Origin of the sequence: Lutibacter profundi, from assembly GCF_001543325.1 — a bacterium.
GTDB classification, from domain to species: Bacteria; Bacteroidota; Bacteroidia; order Flavobacteriales; family Flavobacteriaceae; genus Lutibacter; species Lutibacter profundi.
The window spans coordinates 2,425,583-2,444,547 of sequence record NZ_CP013355.1 but is presented as its reverse complement, the minus strand read 5'-3'; the positions used below and the strand labels follow the sequence as shown (position 1 = coordinate 2,444,547).

The following is an 18,965-nucleotide window of genomic DNA, read 5'->3' as shown; positions in this document are numbered from 1 at the left end:
CCAAAACTGGAAACCAGAATGAGATTTACACAAATGTACAAAATATTTGTAAATTGCAACCGTTTAACTTTTAAACTTCATGTTATAACTATGCGAAAGCTATTTTTATTGTTACCATTTATTATATTTTTCTCCTGCGAAAAAAATGTAACCAATGATATTTTGCCTAATGTATTAGTAAATATTACAATAAGTATAGATTTACCTCAATATATTGACCTACAAACACCAACAGGCTGGACTGAAATAGCTGGTGGAATTAAAGGAATACTTATTCAAAATACGGGTATTGGAAATCCTCCTTACAAAGCTTATGATAGGGCTTGTCCTAACAATGATTGTGCTACTCCAATGGTTTTTGATGGAAGTTTAAAAATGAAATGCCCTTGTGATAATAGTGAGTATAGTATTATTGATGGCTCACCTCAAACTTCTGGAAATATACATTTTGCTAGAGAATATAGAGTTAATGTTTTAAATTCTTCAACTCTAAATATTACCAACTTTTAACTTCTTAATTAAAAACAGATTCCTATTTTTGTGCAAAAGCAACAAAACGTGAAAAATTATTTCTCATCAAATTTTAAATTGGGTGTTTTAGGCGGTGGCCAATTAGGTAAAATGTTACTAACAGAAACTCAAAAATTTGATATTTACACCTGTATTTTAGATGGTTCTTCTGAAGCTCCTTGTGCGCAAATTTGTAATGAATTTTACCAAGGTAATTTATTAGATTTTGATACTGTTTACAATTTTGGTAAAAAAGTTAACTTATTAACTATTGAAATTGAACATGTTAACATTGATGCATTATTAAAGTTGGAAGAAGAGGGCTTAGAAATTCACCCTCAACCAAGAGTTATTCAAACAATTCAACATAAAGGGAAACAAAAAGATTTTTTTGTTAAAAATAAGATTCCAACATCTCCTCATAAGCGGTTTTCATCTTTAGAAGAATTAAAAAATGAAAAACACGCATTCCCTTTTGTTTGGAAATCTGCACAATTTGGTTATGATGGAACTGGAGTTAAAGTTATTAAAAGTAAAAACGATTTAAGTTTATTAAATGATGTTGACTGCATTATTGAAAAATTAATTCCTTTTAAAAATGAACTTGCTGTAATTGTTGCAAGAAATAAAAATGGAGAAATTAAAACATATCCTGTTGTTGAAATGGAATTTCACAAAGAAGCCAACCAAGTAGAATATGTTATTTGCCCCGCAAGAATTTCAAACGAAGTTGCTCAAAAAGCTCAAAAAATAGCTTTAAAAGTTGCAGAGTCTTTTAAACATGTTGGTTTATTAGCCGTTGAATTATTTCAAACTGAAAATGATGAAATTCTAGTCAACGAAGTTGCTCCACGAGCTCATAATAGTGGGCATTATAGTATTGAAGCTTCATATACAAATCAATTTGAACAACATTTACGAAGTATTTTAAACCTTCCGTTGGGTAATACAGATAGTAAACTTGCAGGAATTATGGTAAATTTGGTTGGCGAAGAAGGTTTTTCAGGTGATGTTATTTATAAAAATATAGACGAAATTTTAAAAATTGATGGAGTAACGCCACATATTTACGGAAAAAAACAAACAAGACCCTTTAGAAAAATGGGTCATGTAACTATCGTTAATAACAATGTAAATGAAGCTAGAAAAATAGCTGAAATAGTTAAAAATACAATTAGAGTAATAAGTAAATAAATATACAATTATGAGCAAAGTAGGAATTATAATGGGAAGTAATTCAGATCTTCCAATTATGCAACAAGCTATAGATATTTTACAAAATTTTAATATTGAAATTGAGGTTGACATTGTATCTGCGCACAGAACCCCTGAAAAATTATTTGATTATGCTAAAAATGCTCATACAAGAGGTATTTCTGTAATAATTGCCGGTGCAGGAGGTGCGGCACACTTACCTGGAATGGTAGCTTCAATAAGTCCTCTCCCTGTTATTGGAGTTCCTATCAAATCTTCAAATTCTATTGATGGATGGGATTCTATTTTATCTATTTTACAAATGCCCAACGGTGTTCCTGTTGCAACTGTTGCGCTTAACGGTGCGAAAAATGCGGGTATATTAGCTGCTCAAATTATTGGAAGTTCCAATAAAAATATCCAAAATACCATTGTTGATTTTAAAACAGATTTAAAAAATACCGTTATCAAAGCAAGTATAAAACTTAAAAAAAGCCTATAAAGACACTATTCTTTTAGGTGCTGTTTTTTGTCCTTTTTTATTTTTGAACGTAAAATTACTTACCAGCGTATTTATTTTAATTTGTTTGCGATTTTTTGATTTTAAGATAGATTTGCTCATTACTCTTATCTTTTCAATAATTAACTTAATATTTAAACGTTAAATTTTAATTTTAGGTATTTATTTTAGCAAAAAAATGTAAAAATATAACTCTAAACTAATTTTGGAAACTCTTCGCACAAAAGTACGTAGCTTTATAATATCTTTACAAAAAATAATTTTTATTTCTATATTGTAAAATTGTAAATATGAGTAATCCACTATTAGAAAACTATAAAACTCCTTTTTCAACAGCTCCATTTTCTAAGATTAAGAATAAACATTTTAAACCGGCTTTTAAAAAAGCAATTAATCTTGCAAAAGCCGAAATTGAAGTAATTTGTAACAATCCTGAAGTACCAACTTTTGAAAATACGATTGAAACACTAGATTTTTTTGGACAGAAATTAAATAGAATTTCAAGTGTTTTTTTTAATTTAAATTCTGCTGAAACCAATGATGAAATTCAAAAAATAGCACAAGAAATTTCACCAATGTTATCCGAGTTTTCAAATGACATCATCTTAAACAAAAAACTTTTCAAAAGAATTCAATTAGTTTATGATATAAAAAGTGAGCTAAATTTAACGGCAGAGCAAGACATGTTGCTAACTAAGAAATATAAAAATTTTGTTAGAAATGGCGCTCATTTAACTAAAAAAGAAAAATCTGAATTACGAATTATAGACACAAAACTGTCAAAATTAAAACTACAATTTGGTGAAAACGTATTGGCTGAAACTCATGATTTTAAACTTCATATAACTAACAAAACACAATTAAAAGGACTTCCAGAAAGTGCTGTAGAAGCCGCTCAAATGTTAGCCAAACAACTTCATAAAAAAGGTTGGATTTTCACATTAGACTACCCAAGCTATATCCCATTTATAACTTACGCTGATTCAAGAGAACTTAGAAAAACTTTAGCGAAAGCATTTGGCGCAAAAGCATTTAGGAATAATGATAATGATAATCAACAAATAGTTTTAAACTTGGTTAAATTACGACATAAAAGAGCTAACCTGTTGGGATATAAATCACATTCTCATTTTGTTTTAGAAGAACGAATGGCAGAATCACCTGAAAAGGTCAACAATTTTTTGAACGATTTATTATCAAAAGCTAAGCCTGCCGCACAAAAGGAATTTAACAACTTGTCAAAATTCGCAAAAAAAGACGGTATAGAACAATTAGAAAAATGGGATAGTGCTTATTATGCTGAAAAACTAAAAAAAGAACTTTTTGATATAGAAGAAGAACAACTTAAGCCTTATTTTAAATTAGAAAATGTAATTAAAGGTGTATTTACAATTGCAAACAAACTTTATGATTTAAACTTTGAAGAAATTTTTACTGTTGATAAATACCATAAAGATGTTAAAACTTATAAAGTTACCAATACAAGTGGTAACTATGTTGCAATATTATATACCGACTTTTTTCCTAGAAAAGGAAAACGTAATGGGGCTTGGATGACGTCATTTAAAGATCAATGGAAAAAAGGAGTTGAAAATTCAAGACCTCATATATCTATTGTTTGTAATTTTACGAAAGCTACAAATACGAAACCTTCTTTATTAACTTTTAATGAAGTCACCACCTTATTTCACGAATTTGGTCATGCTCTACATGGGATGTTGGCAAATACAACATATCCTAGCTTATCAGGAACCAATGTTTATTGGGATTTCGTTGAACTCCCTAGCCAACTATTTGAGAATTGGTGTTACGAAAAAGAAGCTTTAAACTTATTTGCCAAACACTTTAAAACCAATAAAATAATCCCCATAGATTTAATTGATAAAATTAAAAAGTCTTCTAACTTTTTAGAAGGAATACAAACTTTACGTCAACTTAGTTTCGGTATTTTAGATATGAATTGGCATAGCAAAGACCCAACAGGAATTGACAATGTTAAAAAGTTTGAGTCTTTAGCTTTTAAAAACACACAATTATTTCCAGATGTAAAGGAAAATTGTATGAGCACTTCTTTTTCTCATATTTTCCAAGGAGGTTATTCTTCAGGTTATTATTCATACAAATGGGCTGAAGTTTTAGACGCTGATGCTTTTTCACTTTTTTTAGAAAAAGGTATTTTCAACAAACAAATTGCACAAAAATTTAAATTAAATATATTAGAAAAAGGAGGTACAATAAAACCTATGGATTTATATGTTAATTTTAGAGGTAAAAAACCTACAAATACTGCCTTATTACAACGTGCCGGCCTTTTAAAACAAGATTGAAATAAGAAAATGACACTAAATTTCGAATAAATAAAATACGTGATTTATACAATATATGGTTAATTTTGATAAATAAATGGTTAAAAATTTGTTTTTACAAAAAATAATATATACTTTAGTGCTGTTAATATATTATAAACCCCTAAATTCATTAATATAATAATTTGAAAAAGTATTTTAGTAAAAGGTAATTCAGTAGTGATTGTACCAAATTGTTTTGCTAGTTACAAATTAATAGTATAATCGCACTGAATTAACTTTACCCCTAACCCCAAAAACCCCATTACAATGAAACCCCTTGCCCTAAAACTTCTTTCATTAGTCTTATTAAGTTCTATTTTATTTTCTTGTTCAAAAGAAGATGATGGAATCTATTTTAATGAAAATAGTGAAATTATAAATGCAAATGTTTCTTACACAGAAATAGAAACTGAAATCTTAAATTTAATTAATGATTATAGAGTTAGTGAAGGATTAACATCCTTAAAACCTTTAAATATTATTTCAGGTGTTGCAGATGGACATACCAAGTATATGGTTGAAATAGGAGAGGTAAATCATGATAACTTTAATCAACGTACACAAACTTTAGTTGAAAACGCTGGAGCCATTTCTGTTGGTGAAAATGTAGCATATGGTTTTAATTCTGCACAAGGTGTGGTTAATGGATGGTTAAATAGCGACAGCCACCGAGAAATAATTGAAAATCCAAATTATACTCATTTTGGTATCTCAACTGAATCTAATAATGAAGGTAGAAATTACTTTACCCAAATATTTATAAAAAAATAAAAAAACATTTATAAACCCCAGTAACTATTAATGTTACTTAATAAAATAACTGTATTATGAAATCAACATCTTTGTATAACAACGTTAAAGAACCTCATTTAAAAGTAATTAAAAACACTATTAAACGTAAAAAAAGGATTATTTCAAGAATTTACATTAATACATTAATTCCTGATTTTAGCTATACGAATAACTTAGGAGAAAGCACTACTCCAAAAAATTATGTATTGCTATAAACTAATTTGAAAAAGTAAACCTAAAAATAAAAAGAGTGTCTCCACAGCGGTATTGTTAAAAATGTAATAATACCTCGGGAAATTGTTATCTCCACAACGGTAATTAAAAAAAGCAGTTGCAAATAATACCTTGAGAAATTGTCGTCCCCACAACGGTAGTATAATCAAAGTCTATTATTTTACAACTGCCTAATTTTTATTTCATTTTAACTATAATAAATTCTGTTCTTCTATTTAATTGATGTTCTTCTTCAGAACATTTAACTCCGTTTGAACATTTATTCACTAACTGAGTTTCTCCAAAACCTTCATATTTTGTAATTCTATTAGCTTCTATACCTTTAGAAATTATATAGTTATATGTTGATTTGGCTCTTCTATTAGACAATCTAATATTATATTGATCATCTGCTCTACTATCAGTATGTGACTCAAGTCTAATAACCATTTCTGGATATTTATTCATTAAAGCAACAACTTTATCTAATTCTAACGCGGCATCTGGTCTTATATTGGATTTATCTAAATCAAAATAAATAGTTTCTAAATCTGCTAAAATTACCACATCTTCAATTGGAGCAAGTGGAATGTTTAAGTTTACTACTAATTCTTTTTCTTTTTCTAAACCAAATGAATTAAAATTAGCTGCTACATCTTGGTATTTTTCTTTAGATCCTTTTAAAACAAAGTTTTTATCTCTATCTATTAAATGTTTATAAGATCCATCTTTTTTAGTAATAAAATAGGCCATTTCTTCTCCATTTTGTCTTGCTAAAATAACTTTAGCTCCCGCTACAGGCTCATTATTTACAGCATCAAAAATTTGCCCTTTTAAAGTTAATGGAGGAATTCTGGTAAAAGCATAAATATCATCACCACCTACGCCACCTTTTCTATTAGATGAAATAAACCCTTTAAATCCTTCATCAAATAAATAATATCCAAAATCATCTTTTTTACTATTTATTGGCTTCCCTAAATTTATTATATTAACAATGTTATTCTCTTTATCTTTAACAGTTGCAAAAACATCTAATAAACCAAAACCTACATGACCATCCGATGAAAAATACAACGTTTCATCTTCTGAATCTATAAATGGAAATGCCTCGTTACCTTCAGTATTAATAATTTCTCCTAAATTAGTTGGAGTTCCTAAAGATCCATCTTCTTGTACTTCACTTACATAAATATCTGTTCCTCCAAAACCTCCTGGCATATCAGATGCAAAGTATAATTTTTTTCCATCCTTGCTTAATGAAGGATGATATACAATATAATTTGGATTATTTAAATTTGTAGGTTTTACATTTATCCACGTACCATCAACCAACTCAGCACTATAAATTCCAACATGCATTATTCCTTTAGCATCATTAATTTTCTTTGCTTCAAAATAATTATTTCTCGAAAAATACATTTTAGTTCCTTCGCTATTAAATGTAACTGGACCATCATGCTGAATTGAGTTTACTTCACCTTTTAGCTTTTTTGTGTTTTCAACAGAACCTCCTTCTAAAGGTGTTTCAAACACATCTAACATAGGTTGTTTATCCCAAGCGTATAATCTTTTTACAGAAACGCCTTCATCACGCGATGAAGCAAAAACAATATCCCCATCTAAAAGCACAGCTCCAAATTCATTAAATTTAGTATTGATATTTAACTTTTTTAAGATATTCTTTTCTTTCGAATTAAAAATAGCACTTGCTAAATCTTTATTTTTAAAAAAATCTTTAACTCTAGAATCTTTCTCATTCCCAGCTTCCTTATATTTTTTCATCCATTTTTTTGAAGCTTCATATTTCCCATTTGCTCTTAATGTTTGAGCATAGTATAAATAATATTCTGAAGGTACATTTGGTTGTTCAACAACTTTTTTATAAATAGCCAATGCTTTTTCAGGTTGTCGTAACATAATATATGCATCACCTAATTTACGCATTGCGTACTGTTCATTAAAACTCGTATCAATTAACTTCTCATAGGTTTTTATTGCTTTTACAAATGAAAAATTATTATATTCTCTATCTGCTTTTTTTTGTTTTGCTGTTTGACCAAATGTTGATGCGCCTATCAAAACAAATGTTATAAATAAAATTTTTATGTTTTTCATAATATTCATCTTTATTTGGTTAAAAATATCTTGGAGATTTTTGTTTTCTTTTTAAGAATCTAAACTCGTACATTAACAATATTTCATGTGATCCTGAAGTATAAGGCCTAATTTCACCTGTTGGAATTTCATATGTATAACCAACTCTAAATTGATCTGAAACTTGAAAATCTACTAAAGCACCCAAAGCGTTTTGTTGGCCATTAAGTCTATAAGAGCCTCCTAACCAAAACTTTTCATTGAATAAAAAATTTGCTGTTAAATCTGTTGAAATTGGAGCTCCTTTAGTGTATTTAAACATAAAGGATGGTTTAAATTTTAGATTGTCATTTAAATCTACTACATAGCCTCCTATTGCATAATAATGAACTCTCTCTAATGCAGCATATTCTGTATCATTATTTAAGTCATGATTAATCATTTTTGGTATTGATAAACCCAAATACCATTTATCTGAATGGACTAAAATACCTGCTCCAAAATTAGAGTTCCATCTATTTAATTTATCATTAAAATATGGGTCTTGATTTACTTCAGTAGCATTGTATAGCTCTTCAGCTAATTTATAGTAGGTCATCCCTGCTTTTAAACCAAAACTTACATTTACATTTTCATTAGCTTTAATGGTATATGAAAAATCTGCAAATGCATACGTGAAATTTTCATATCCCGCCTTATCGTTAATTAATGAGAAACCCAATCCTATTTTTTCATTTCGTAAAGGAGAGTGTATTGACAAAGTTTGTGTTTGAGGGCCTCCATCAAATCCAGCCCACTGATTTCTGTTTAATCCCACAATGCTTAATGCATTTCTACTTCCTGCATATGCCGGATTTATAGCAATTGTATTATACATATACTGCGTGAATTGTGGTAATTGTTGCGCATTAGAATTTTCAAATCCTAAAGTAAGTATTACTATAATTATAATTATACGTTTCATAGTTCTATTTTTTTAGTGAGTCCCTAAATATATATATCCAGTAATTGGTTTAAATCCACTACTCAATACATTAACAATATAATAATATGTTCCTGTTGGCAAAATAGTGTTAGAACCAATTGTTAATCCAGAAACATTTGGATATCCTCTCCAAGTATTTTGGTAATTATTTGATTGATAAACCATTTTTCCCCAACGGTTGAAAACTTGTACATTAAACGTAAATCCACAATCTTCTAAGCCAAGTAAATCAAAAGTATCATTTATTCCATCGTTATTTGGAGTTATAACCTTAGAAATAGTTAATTCTTCTGTTGAGCATGCTAAAACAACACAGTCATCATTTACATTTACAACTACGGTTATAATTCGTCCACAATCTCCTGGTTCCGTATATATAAATTGAAATGATTCAAGGTTAACAATAGATGGATCAAAAAAGTCTCCACTTAATCCTCCACTATTATTTACATCTACCCAAGTACCACCTGATTCAAAATTATCACCCAATAAATTAGTTAAATCATATGCCTCATCTTCAATGCATAAATCTATTGAATCTCCTGTGATTTCTTGTGGTGTAATATCTTGTAATACTTCTACAGTTGTTGAACCTGAACAACCACTACTAGTATCACTTACAGTTACTGAATATGATCCAGGTTCTGTTACTGATATTGTCGCTGTTGTTTCTCCATTACTCCATAAATAACTAGCTTCTCCCTGAGTAACAGAAGTACTAGCATCTAATGTAACTTCTGTATTACTACATGTTAATTCTTCATTTCCTGTAATTACTGCTTCTACACTTGTTGTATTTTCTATTACTTCAACTGTTGTTGTTGATGAACATCCATTTTCTCCATCTGTTACCGTTACTTCATAAACTCCTAGTTCTACAACTACTATTGTTGAAGTTGTTGCACCATTACTCCATAAATAACTGGCTTCTCCTTGAGTAACAGATGTACTTGCATCTAATGTAACCTCCGTTGTATCACACGTTAACATTTCGTTTCCTGTGATTATAGCTTCTACATTTGTTGTGTTTTCTATTACTTCAACTGTTGTTGTTGATGAACATCCATTTTCTCCATCTGTTACCGTTACTTCATAAACTCCTGATTCTACAACTACTATTGTTGAAGTTGTTGCACCTGTATTCCATAAATAACTAGCTTCTCCCTGAGTAACAGAAGTACTTGCATCTAATGTAACCTCCGTTATATCACACGTTAATAATTCATTTCCTGTAATTACAGCTTCTACATTTGTTGTGTTTTCTATTACTTCAACTGTTGTTGTTAATGAACATCCATTTTCTCCATCTGTTACCGTTACTTCATAAACTCCTGGTTCTACAACTACTATTGTTGAAGTTGTTGCACCATTACTCCATAAATAACTAGCTTCTCCTTGAGTAACAGATGTACTTGCATCTAATGTAACCTCCGTTGTATCACACGTTAATAATTCGTTTCCTGTAATTACTGCTTCAACATTTGTTGTGTTTTCTATTACTTCAACTGTTGTTGTTGATGAACATCCATTTTCTCCATCTGTTACCGTTACTTCATAAACTCCTGGTTCTACAACTACTATTGTTGAAGTTGTTGCACCATTACTCCATAAATAACTAGCTTCTCCTTGAGTAACAGAAGTACTTGCATCTAATGTAACCTCCGTTGTATCACACGTTAACATTTCGTTTCCTGTGATTATAGCTTCTACATTTGTTGTGTTTTCTATTACTTCAACTGTTGTTGTTGATGAACATCCATTTTCTCCATCTGTTACCGTTACTTCATAAACTCCTGGTTCTACAACTACTATTGTTGAAGTTGTTGCACCATTACTCCATAAATAACTAGCTTCTCCTTCAGTAACAGAAGTACTTGCATCTAATGTAACCTCCGTTGTATCACACGTTAACATTTCGTTTCCTGTGATTATAGCTTCCGGTTGTGAGTTGTTTTGAGTAATTGTAATTATTTCCAAATCTCCACATCCATTAGAATTCTTAGATACAGTAACATAATACAATCCTGGTTCTGTTACTGTGATACTAGATGTTGTTTCTCCATTTGACCAATAAAAATTATCTCCGTCAATACTTGCACTTGCATCTAAAACTATACTAGTCACTGAACAGGTTAACTCAGTCGTTTCGGCATTTATAATGGCATCTGGTGTTGAATTATCTTCAGTAACAACAACTTCATCACTTACAGAACATTCTTGATTAGTCATTACTGTTAAGGTATAAATACCTGGCGCACTAACTATTGGTGTAAGAGTATTAGCTCCACTATCAATGATCCCACCTGTTGTAGTCCATAAATAACTCAATCCTTCTTCACTTTCGATACTAGCAGTCCCTGTTAAAGTAGCTGTTGGTTCATTACAAGTTATCATTTTATTTGACCCTGCATCCACAATTATTTGTGCTGGCTCGGTGATTGTTACCGTGATTGGATCGCTATCTTCACATCCATTTGAATCTTTTACATAAACCGTATAGGTTCCTGCTGTTAAGCCGGTGAAGGTTCCTGTGCTATTGCTAAAATCTGTATTGTCTAAACTGTAACTGTATGGCTCTACTCCACCTGTAGCTGTTGCTGCAAAGGATCCATCTGATCCGCCATTACACGTTACATCTACATGAGAGGCTGTAACCTCACTACCTTCTACCGCATCTGGCTCGGTGATTGTTACCGTGATTGGATCGCTATCTTCACATCCATTTGAATCTTTTACATAAACCGTATAGGTTCCTGCTGTTAAGCCGGTGAAGGTTCCTGTGCTATTGCTAAAATCTGTATTGTCTAAACTGTAACTGTATGGCTCTACTCCACCTGTAGCTGTTGCTGCAAAGGATCCATCTGATCCGCCATTACACGTTACATCTACATGAGAGGCTGTAACCTCACTACCTTCTACCGCATCTGGCTCGGTGATTGTTACCGTGATTGGATCGCTATCTTCACATCCATTTGAATCTTTTACATAAACCGTATAGGTTCCTGCTGTTAAGCCGGTGAAGGTTCCTGTGCTATTGCTAAAATCTGTATTGTCTAAACTGTAACTGTATGGCTCTACTCCACCTGTAGCTGTTGCTGCAAAGGATCCATCTGATCCGCCATTACACGTTACATCTACATGAGAGGCTGTAACCTCACTACCTTCTACCGCATCTGGCTCGGTGATTGTTACCGTGATTGGATCGCTATCTTCACATCCATTTGAATCTTTTACATAAACCGTATAGGTTCCTGCTGTTAAGCCGGTGAAGGTTCCTGTGCTATTGCTAAAATCTGTATTGTCTAAACTGTAACTGTATGGCTCTACTCCACCTGTAGCTGTTGCTGCAAAGGATCCATCTGATCCGCCATTACACGTTACATCTACATGAGAGGCTGTAACCTCACTACCTTCTACCGCATCTGGCTCGGTGATTGTTACCGTGATTGGATCGCTATCTTCACATCCATTTGAATCTTTTACATAAACCGTATAGGTTCCTGCTGTTAAGCCGGTGAAGGTTCCTGTGCTATTGCTAAAATCTGTATTGTCTAAACTGTAACTGTATGGCTCTACTCCACCTGTAGCTGTTGCTGCAAAGGATCCATCTGATCCGCCATTACACGTTACATCTACATGAGAGGCTGTAACCTCACTACCTTCTACCGCATCTGGCTCGGTGATTGTTACCGTGATTGGATCGCTATCTTCACATCCATTTGAATCTTTTACATAAACCGTATAGGTTCCTGCTGTTAAGCCGGTGAAGGTTCCTGTGCTATTGCTAAAATCTGTATTGTCTAAACTGTAACTGTATGGCTCTACTCCACCTGTAGCTGTTGCTGCAAAGGATCCATCTGATCCGCCATTACACGTTACATCTACATGAGAGGCTGTAACCTCACTACCTTCTACCGCATCTGGCTCGGTGATTGTTACCGTGATTGGATCGCTATCTTCACATCCATTTGAATCTTTTACATAAACCGTATAGGTTCCTGCTGTTAAGCCGGTGAAGGTTCCTGTGCTATTGCTAAAATCTGTATTGTCTAAACTGTAACTGTATGGCTCTACTCCACCTGTAGCTGTTGCTGCAAAGGATCCATCTGATCCGCCATTACACGTTACATCTACATGAGAGGCTGTAACCTCACTACCTTCTACCGCATCTGGCTCGGTGATTGTTACCGTGATTGGATCGCTATCTTCACATCCATTTGAATCTTTTACATAAACCGTATAGGTTCCTGCTGTTAAGCCGGTGAAGGTTCCTGTGCTATTGCTAAAATCTGTATTGTCTAAACTGTAACTGTATGGCTCTACTCCACCTGTAGCTGTTGCTGCAAAGGATCCATCTGATCCGCCATTACACGTTACATCTACATGAGAGGCTGTAACCTCACTACCTTCTACCGCATCTGGCTCGGTGATTGTTACCGTGATTGGATCGCTATCTTCACATCCATTTGAATCTTTTACATAAACCGTATAGGTTCCTGCTGTTAAGCCGGTGAAGGTTCCTGTGCTATTGCTAAAATCTGTATTGTCTAAACTGTAACTGTATGGCTCTACTCCACCTGTAGCTGTTGCTGCAAAGGATCCATCTGATCCGCCATTACACGTTACATCTACATGAGAGGCTGTAACCTCACTACCTTCTACCGCATCTGGCTCGGTGATTGTTACCGTGATTGGATCGCTATCTTCACATCCATTTGAATCTTTTACATAAACCGTATAGGTTCCTGCTGTTAAGCCGGTGAAGGTTCCTGTGCTATTGCTAAAATCTGTATTGTCTAAACTGTAACTGTATGGCTCTACTCCACCTGTAGCTGTTGCTGCAAAGGATCCATCTGATCCGCCATTACACGTTACATCTACATGAGAGGCTGTAACCTCACTACCTTCTACCGCATCTGGCTCGGTGATTGTTACCGTGATTGGATCGCTATCTTCACATCCATTTGAATCTTTTACATAAACCGTATAGGTTCCTGCTGTTAAGCCGGTGAAGGTTCCTGTGCTATTGCTAAAATCTGTATTGTCTAAACTGTAACTGTATGGCTCTACTCCACCTGTAGCTGTTGCTGCAAAGGATCCATCTGATCCGCCATTACACGTTACATCTACATGAGAGGCTGTAACCTCACTACCTTCTACCGCATCTGGCTCGGTGATTGTTACCGTGATTGGATCGCTATCTTCACATCCATTTGAATCTTTTACATAAACCGTATAGGTTCCTGCTGTTAAGCCGGTGAAGGTTCCTGTGCTATTGCTAAAATCTGTATTGTCTAAACTGTAACTGTATGGCTCTACTCCACCTGTAGCTGTTGCTGCAAAGGATCCATCTGATCCGCCATTACACGTTACATCTACATGAGAGGCTGTAACCTCACTACCTACTACCGCATCTGGCTCGGTGATTGTTACCGTGATTGGATCGCTATCTTCACATCCATTTGAATCTTTTACATAAACCGTATAGGTTCCTGCTGTTAAGCCGGTGAAGGTTCCTGTGCTATTGCTAAAATCTGTATTGTCTAAACTGTAACTGTATGGCTCTACTCCACCTGTAGCTGTTGCTGCAAAGGATCCATCTGATCCGCCATTACACGTTACATCTACATGAGAGGCTGTAACCTCACTACCTTCTACCGCATCTGGCTCGGTGATTGTTACCGTGATTGGATCGCTATCTTCACATCCATTTGAATCTTTTACATAAACCGTATAGGTTCCTGCTGTTAAGCCGGTGAAGGTTCCTGTGCTATTGCTAAAATCTGTATTGTCTAAACTGTAACTGTATGGCTCTACTCCACCTGTAGCTGTTGCTGCAAAGGATCCATCTGATCCGCCATTACACGTTACATCTACATGAGAGGCTGTAACCTCACTACCTTCTACCGCATCTGGCTCGGTGATTGTTACCGTGATTGGATCGCTATCTTCACATCCATTTGAATCTTTTACATAAACCGTATAGGTTCCTGCTGTTAAGCCGGTGAAGGTTCCTGTGCTATTGCTAAAATCTGTATTGTCTAAACTGTAACTGTATGGCTCTACTCCACCTGTAGCTGTTGCTGCAAAGGATCCATCTGATCCGCCATTACACGTTACATCTACATGAGAGGCTGTAACCTCACTACCTTCTACCGCATCTGGCTCGGTGATTGTTACCGTGATTGGATCGCTATCTTCACATCCATTTGAATCTTTTACATAAACCGTATAGGTTCCTGCTGTTAAGCCGGTGAAGGTTCCTGTGCTATTGCTAAAATCTGTATTGTCTAAACTGTAACTGTATGGCTCTACTCCACCTGTAGCTGTTGCTGCAAAGGATCCATCTGATCCGCCATTACACGTTACATCTACATGAGAGGCTGTAACCTCACTACCTTCTACCGCATCTGGCTCGGTGATTGTTACCGTGATTGGATCGCTATCTTCACATCCATTTGAATCTTTTACATAAACCGTATAGGTTCCTGCTGTTAAGCCGGTGAAGGTTCCTGTGCTATTGCTAAAATCTGTATTGTCTAAACTGTAACTGTATGGCTCTACTCCACCTGTAGCTGTTGCTGCAAAGGATCCATCTGATCCGCCATTACACGTTACATCTACATGAGAGGCTGTAACCTCACTACCTTCTACCGCATCTGGCTCGGTGATTGTTACCGTGATTGGATCGCTATCTTCACATCCATTTGAATCTTTTACATAAACCGTATAGGTTCCTGCTGTTAAGCCGGTGAAGGTTCCTGTGCTATTGCTAAAATCTGTATTGTCTAAACTGTAACTGTATGGCTCTACTCCACCTGTAGCTGTTGCTGCAAAGGATCCATCTGATCCGCCATTACACGTTACATCTACATGAGAGGCTGTAACCTCACTACCTTCTACCGCATCTGGCTCGGTGATTGTTACCGTGATTGGATCGCTATCTTCACATCCATTTGAATCTTTTACATAAACCGTATAGGTTCCTGCTGTTAAGCCGGTGAAGGTTCCTGTGCTATTGCTAAAATCTGTATTGTCTAAACTGTAACTGTATGGCTCTACTCCACCTGTAGCTGTTGCTGCAAAGGATCCATCTGATCCGCCATTACACGTTACATCTACATGAGAGGCTGTAACCTCACTACCTTCTACCGCATCTGGCTCGGTGATTGTTACCGTGATTGGATCGCTATCTTCACATCCATTTGAATCTTTTACATAAACCGTATAGGTTCCTGCTGTTAAGCCGGTGAAGGTTCCTGTGCTATTGCTAAAATCTGTATTGTCTAAACTGTAACTGTATGGCTCTACTCCACCTGTAGCTGTTGCTGCAAAGGATCCATCTGATCCGCCATTACACGTTACATCTACATGAGAGGCTGTAACCTCACTACCTACTACCGCATCTGGCTCGGTGATTGTTACCGTGATTGGATCGCTATCTTCACATCCATTTGAATCTTTTACATAAACCGTATAGGTTCCTGCTGTTAAGCCGGTGAAGGTTCCTGTGCTATTGCTAAAATCTGTATTGTCTAAACTGTAACTGTATGGCTCTACTCCACCTGTAGCTGTTGCTGCAAAGGATCCATCTGATCCGCCATTACACGTTACATCTACATGAGAGGCTGTAACCTCACTACCTTCTACCGCATCTGGCTCGGTGATTGTTACCGTGATTGGATCGCTATCTTCACATCCATTTGAATCTTTTACATAAACCGTATAGGTTCCTGCTGTTAAGCCGGTGAAGGTTCCTGTGCTATTGCTAAAATCTGTATTGTCTAAACTGTAACTGTATGGCTCTACTCCACCTGTAGCTGTTGCTGCAAAGGATCCATCTGATCCGCCATTACACGTTACATCTACATGAGAGGCTGTAACCTCACTACCTTCTACCGCATCTGGCTCGGTGATTGTTACCGTGATTGGATCGCTATCTTCACATCCATTTGAATCTTTTACATAAACCGTATAGGTTCCTGCTGTTAAGCCGGTGAAGGTTCCTGTGCTATTGCTAAAATCTGTATTGTCTAAACTGTAACTGTATGGCTCTACTCCACCTGTAGCTGTTGCTGCAAAGGATCCATCTGATCCGCCATTACACGTTACATCTACATGAGAGGCTGTAACCTCACTACCTTCTACCGCATCTGGCTCGGTGATTGTTACCGTGATTGGATCGCTATCTTCACATCCATTTGAATCTTTTACATAAACCGTATAGGTTCCTGCTGTTAAGCCGGTGAAGGTTCCTGTGCTATTGCTAAAATCTGTATTGTCTAAACTGTAACTGTATGGCTCTACTCCACCTGTAGCTGTTGCTGCAAAGGATCCATCTGATCCGCCATTACACGTTACATCTACATGAGAGGCTGTAACCTCACTACCTTCTACCGCATCTGGCTCGGTGATTGTTACCGTGATTGGATCGCTATCTTCACATCCATTTGAATCTTTTACATAAACCGTATAGGTTCCTGCTGTTAAGCCGGTGAAGGTTCCTGTGCTATTGCTAAAATCTGTATTGTCTAAACTGTAACTGTATGGCTCTACTCCACCTGTAGCTGTTGCTGCAAAGGATCCATCTGATCCGCCATTACACGTTACATCTACATGAGAGGCTGTAACCTCACTACCTTCTACCGCATCTGGCTCGGTGATTGTTACCGTGATTGGATCGCTATCTTCACATCCATTTGAATCTTTTACATAAACCGTATAGGTTCCTGCTGTTAAGCCGGTGAAGGTTCCTGTGCTATTGCTAAAATCTGTATTGTCTAAACTGTAACTGTATGGCTCTACTCCACCTGTAGCTGTTGCTGCAAAGGATCCATCTGATCCGCCATTACACGTTACATCTACATGAGAGGCTGTAACCTCACTACCCGCTACGGAACTAACAGTTACAACTACTGGTTTAATATCTGAACATCCAGAAACTGAATCAGTTCCTTTGATATAATACGTTCCATTTGTTGCTTGTGTTGGTGTTGTATATGGTATTGTTGCGAATTCATCTTCCCAATATGTATATGTTAAACCGGGAGTACTTCCAGCTGTAATAGCAGCATCTGTAATATCAACTGTTGATGGGTAACAAACTGTTGCTGGATTTGTAATAACAACCGTATTTGAAGCAAAACTTCGTGCTTTTAAGAAAACACCTGCATCCCATTGTTGGTCTGAAGCATCAGCAATAGCCATTTTAATTTTATAAGTTTGACCTGGTACAACTGTGTATGTTGCTGTAAGCTCTGTAGTTAAACCATCGTATTGCATTAATGCAGATCCACTTGGATTATTCACGTAATAACTATCATTTTTACTTGGGAAAGAAACACCATTAACATTGGTTCCTGCTGAATGTATATTGTTAACTGTTACTGCATCACCATTTGGTAGTTCGGCTAAATTTACTGCGTTATTGGTATAAGATCCTGATATTCCAGGTCCACTTAAAAAGAAACCAAATGCATCATTATATTGTGTTTCAACATATTCTAAATATTCTTCAGATGCAAACACAAATTTAAACTCAACTACATTACCATCTGGCACAAAATTAAATTCAAGTACTGCTGCATCTCGCATAGTCTCACCTGTAATTACTGCTAAATCTGGATCACTGGCATTACTCACCATTTGATCAGAATTACTTCCTGTATTATTTGAACCTTCAGCAGAACTAATTTTACCTGTTGAAAATATAATACCCTCATCTAAAGAAAATGTTGAACTTGCCTTATTAAAATAACCTAGCTGTCTATTTCCAGGTGTTGAGGACCAAGAATGATTATTCCAAATCCAGTTACTACCACTTTTTTTATAGTAACCAAACCGTACATTAGATGTTGATAAACAACCCGAAATTAGTAAATCATCCACTAATTGTTGAACGGAATACGAGTTATAGGTAGCATCTTCAGCTACAGCAATTGAACCTGATACAGATGAAGAAGATGTACTTCCTGCTATGTCTATTGATTTATTATTTATTGTTATTCCTTTTTCAGGAATCCTTTTCGTAGTATTTTTCTGTTGTGCAACAACAACTACCGAAAAAAACATTATTACTAAAGCAGTGATAAAAGTAATTTTTTTCATAATTTTTTTATTTAATTAAACTCAGCATTGCTTTGGTTACAACACCAATTCCACGAAAACAACAACAATTACCTCGATATAATAGGTAATTAACATATAGAGTCTAAATTTTAAAACAATGCTAGATAATAACATTATTTTAATCTTTAAAGGTCAATAATTAAATGAGTTCTGTGGGGGTACAATTCTCAATTCTACT

9 protein-coding genes are annotated in these 18,965 nt (G+C 34.9%); 6 read left to right on the top strand and 3 right to left on the bottom strand.

The annotated features are described in order from the left end of the window. Nucleotides 1-18: 18 nt before the first annotated feature. The 6 genes from Lupro_RS10740 (at nt 19) to Lupro_RS10715 (ending at nt 5,579) form a co-directional block, all read left to right on the top strand. Nucleotides 19-510, top strand: a complete 492-nt coding sequence (locus tag Lupro_RS10740; protein WP_068209988.1) for a Rieske (2Fe-2S) protein — start codon at nt 19-21, stop codon at nt 508-510. Nucleotides 511-558: 48 nt separating this feature from the next. Further along, nucleotides 559-1,704 carry a 5-(carboxyamino)imidazole ribonucleotide synthase gene (locus Lupro_RS10735; RefSeq protein WP_068209985.1) on the top strand — a complete coding sequence of 382 codons (1,146 nt, stop codon included), beginning with the start codon at nt 559-561 and terminating at the stop codon, nt 1,702-1,704. A gap of 10 nt (nt 1,705-1,714) precedes the next feature. Then, nucleotides 1,715-2,206: a 5-(carboxyamino)imidazole ribonucleotide mutase gene (purE, locus tag Lupro_RS10730; protein ID WP_068209982.1), complete on the top strand. Its 492-nt coding sequence runs from the start codon at nt 1,715-1,717 to the stop codon at nt 2,204-2,206. Nucleotides 2,207-2,514: 308 nt separating this feature from the next. Beyond that, the gene (locus tag Lupro_RS10725) at nt 2,515-4,551 is read left to right on the top strand and encodes a M3 family metallopeptidase (RefSeq protein WP_068209978.1); all 2,037 of its coding nucleotides are present in this window, start codon (nt 2,515-2,517) and stop codon (nt 4,549-4,551) included. 288 nt (nt 4,552-4,839) lie between these two features. Beyond that, entirely contained in the window at nt 4,840-5,343 is a 504-nt protein-coding gene (locus Lupro_RS10720) for a CAP domain-containing protein (RefSeq protein WP_068209976.1), read from the top strand. A 56-nt stretch (nt 5,344-5,399) separates the two neighbouring features. After that, nucleotides 5,400-5,579: a hypothetical protein gene (locus tag Lupro_RS10715; RefSeq protein ID WP_068209973.1), complete on the top strand. Its 180-nt coding sequence runs from the start codon at nt 5,400-5,402 to the stop codon at nt 5,577-5,579. A gap of 196 nt (nt 5,580-5,775) precedes the next feature. Here the strand turns inward: Lupro_RS10715 and Lupro_RS10710 are convergent, their stop codons facing one another. From Lupro_RS10710 to Lupro_RS13385, 3 genes are read right to left on the bottom strand one after another with little or no spacing between them, the layout of a single operon-like run. Continuing rightward, on the bottom strand, nt 5,776-7,695 hold the full coding sequence (locus Lupro_RS10710) for an OmpA family protein (protein WP_082703901.1): 1,920 nt from the start codon (nt 7,693-7,695) through the stop codon (nt 5,776-5,778). A gap of 19 nt (nt 7,696-7,714) precedes the next feature. Then, complete coding sequence (locus tag Lupro_RS10705) at nt 7,715-8,638, bottom strand: PorP/SprF family type IX secretion system membrane protein (RefSeq protein ID WP_068209970.1); 924 nt, start codon at nt 8,636-8,638, stop codon at nt 7,715-7,717. A gap of 12 nt (nt 8,639-8,650) precedes the next feature. Beyond that, nucleotides 8,651-18,766, bottom strand: coding sequence for a choice-of-anchor L domain-containing protein (locus Lupro_RS13385; RefSeq protein ID WP_068209967.1), 10,116 nt, complete (start codon nt 18,764-18,766; stop codon nt 8,651-8,653). Nucleotides 18,767-18,965 lie beyond the last annotated feature (199 nt).

What these genes read in the sequence shown, in the direction of transcription:
- Lupro_RS10740 (WP_068209988.1), top strand. Translation starts at nt 19, where the DNA reads ATGAGATTTACACAAATGTACAAAATATTTGTAAATTGCAACCGTTTA.
- purE (WP_068209982.1), top strand. Translation starts at nt 1,715, where the DNA reads ATGAGCAAAGTAGGAATTATAATGGGAAGTAATTCAGATCTTCCAATT.
- Lupro_RS10725 (WP_068209978.1), top strand. Translation starts at nt 2,515, where the DNA reads ATGAGTAATCCACTATTAGAAAACTATAAAACTCCTTTTTCAACAGCT.
- Lupro_RS10720 (WP_068209976.1), top strand. Translation starts at nt 4,840, where the DNA reads ATGAAACCCCTTGCCCTAAAACTTCTTTCATTAGTCTTATTAAGTTCT.
- Lupro_RS10715 (WP_068209973.1), top strand. Translation starts at nt 5,400, where the DNA reads ATGAAATCAACATCTTTGTATAACAACGTTAAAGAACCTCATTTAAAA.
- Lupro_RS10710 (WP_082703901.1), bottom strand. Translation starts at nt 7,695, where the DNA reads ATGAAAAACATAAAAATTTTATTTATAACATTTGTTTTGATAGGCGCA.
- Lupro_RS10705 (WP_068209970.1), bottom strand. Translation starts at nt 8,638, where the DNA reads ATGAAACGTATAATTATAATTATAGTAATACTTACTTTAGGATTTGAA.
- Lupro_RS13385 (WP_068209967.1), bottom strand. Translation starts at nt 18,766, where the DNA reads ATGAAAAAAATTACTTTTATCACTGCTTTAGTAATAATGTTTTTTTCG.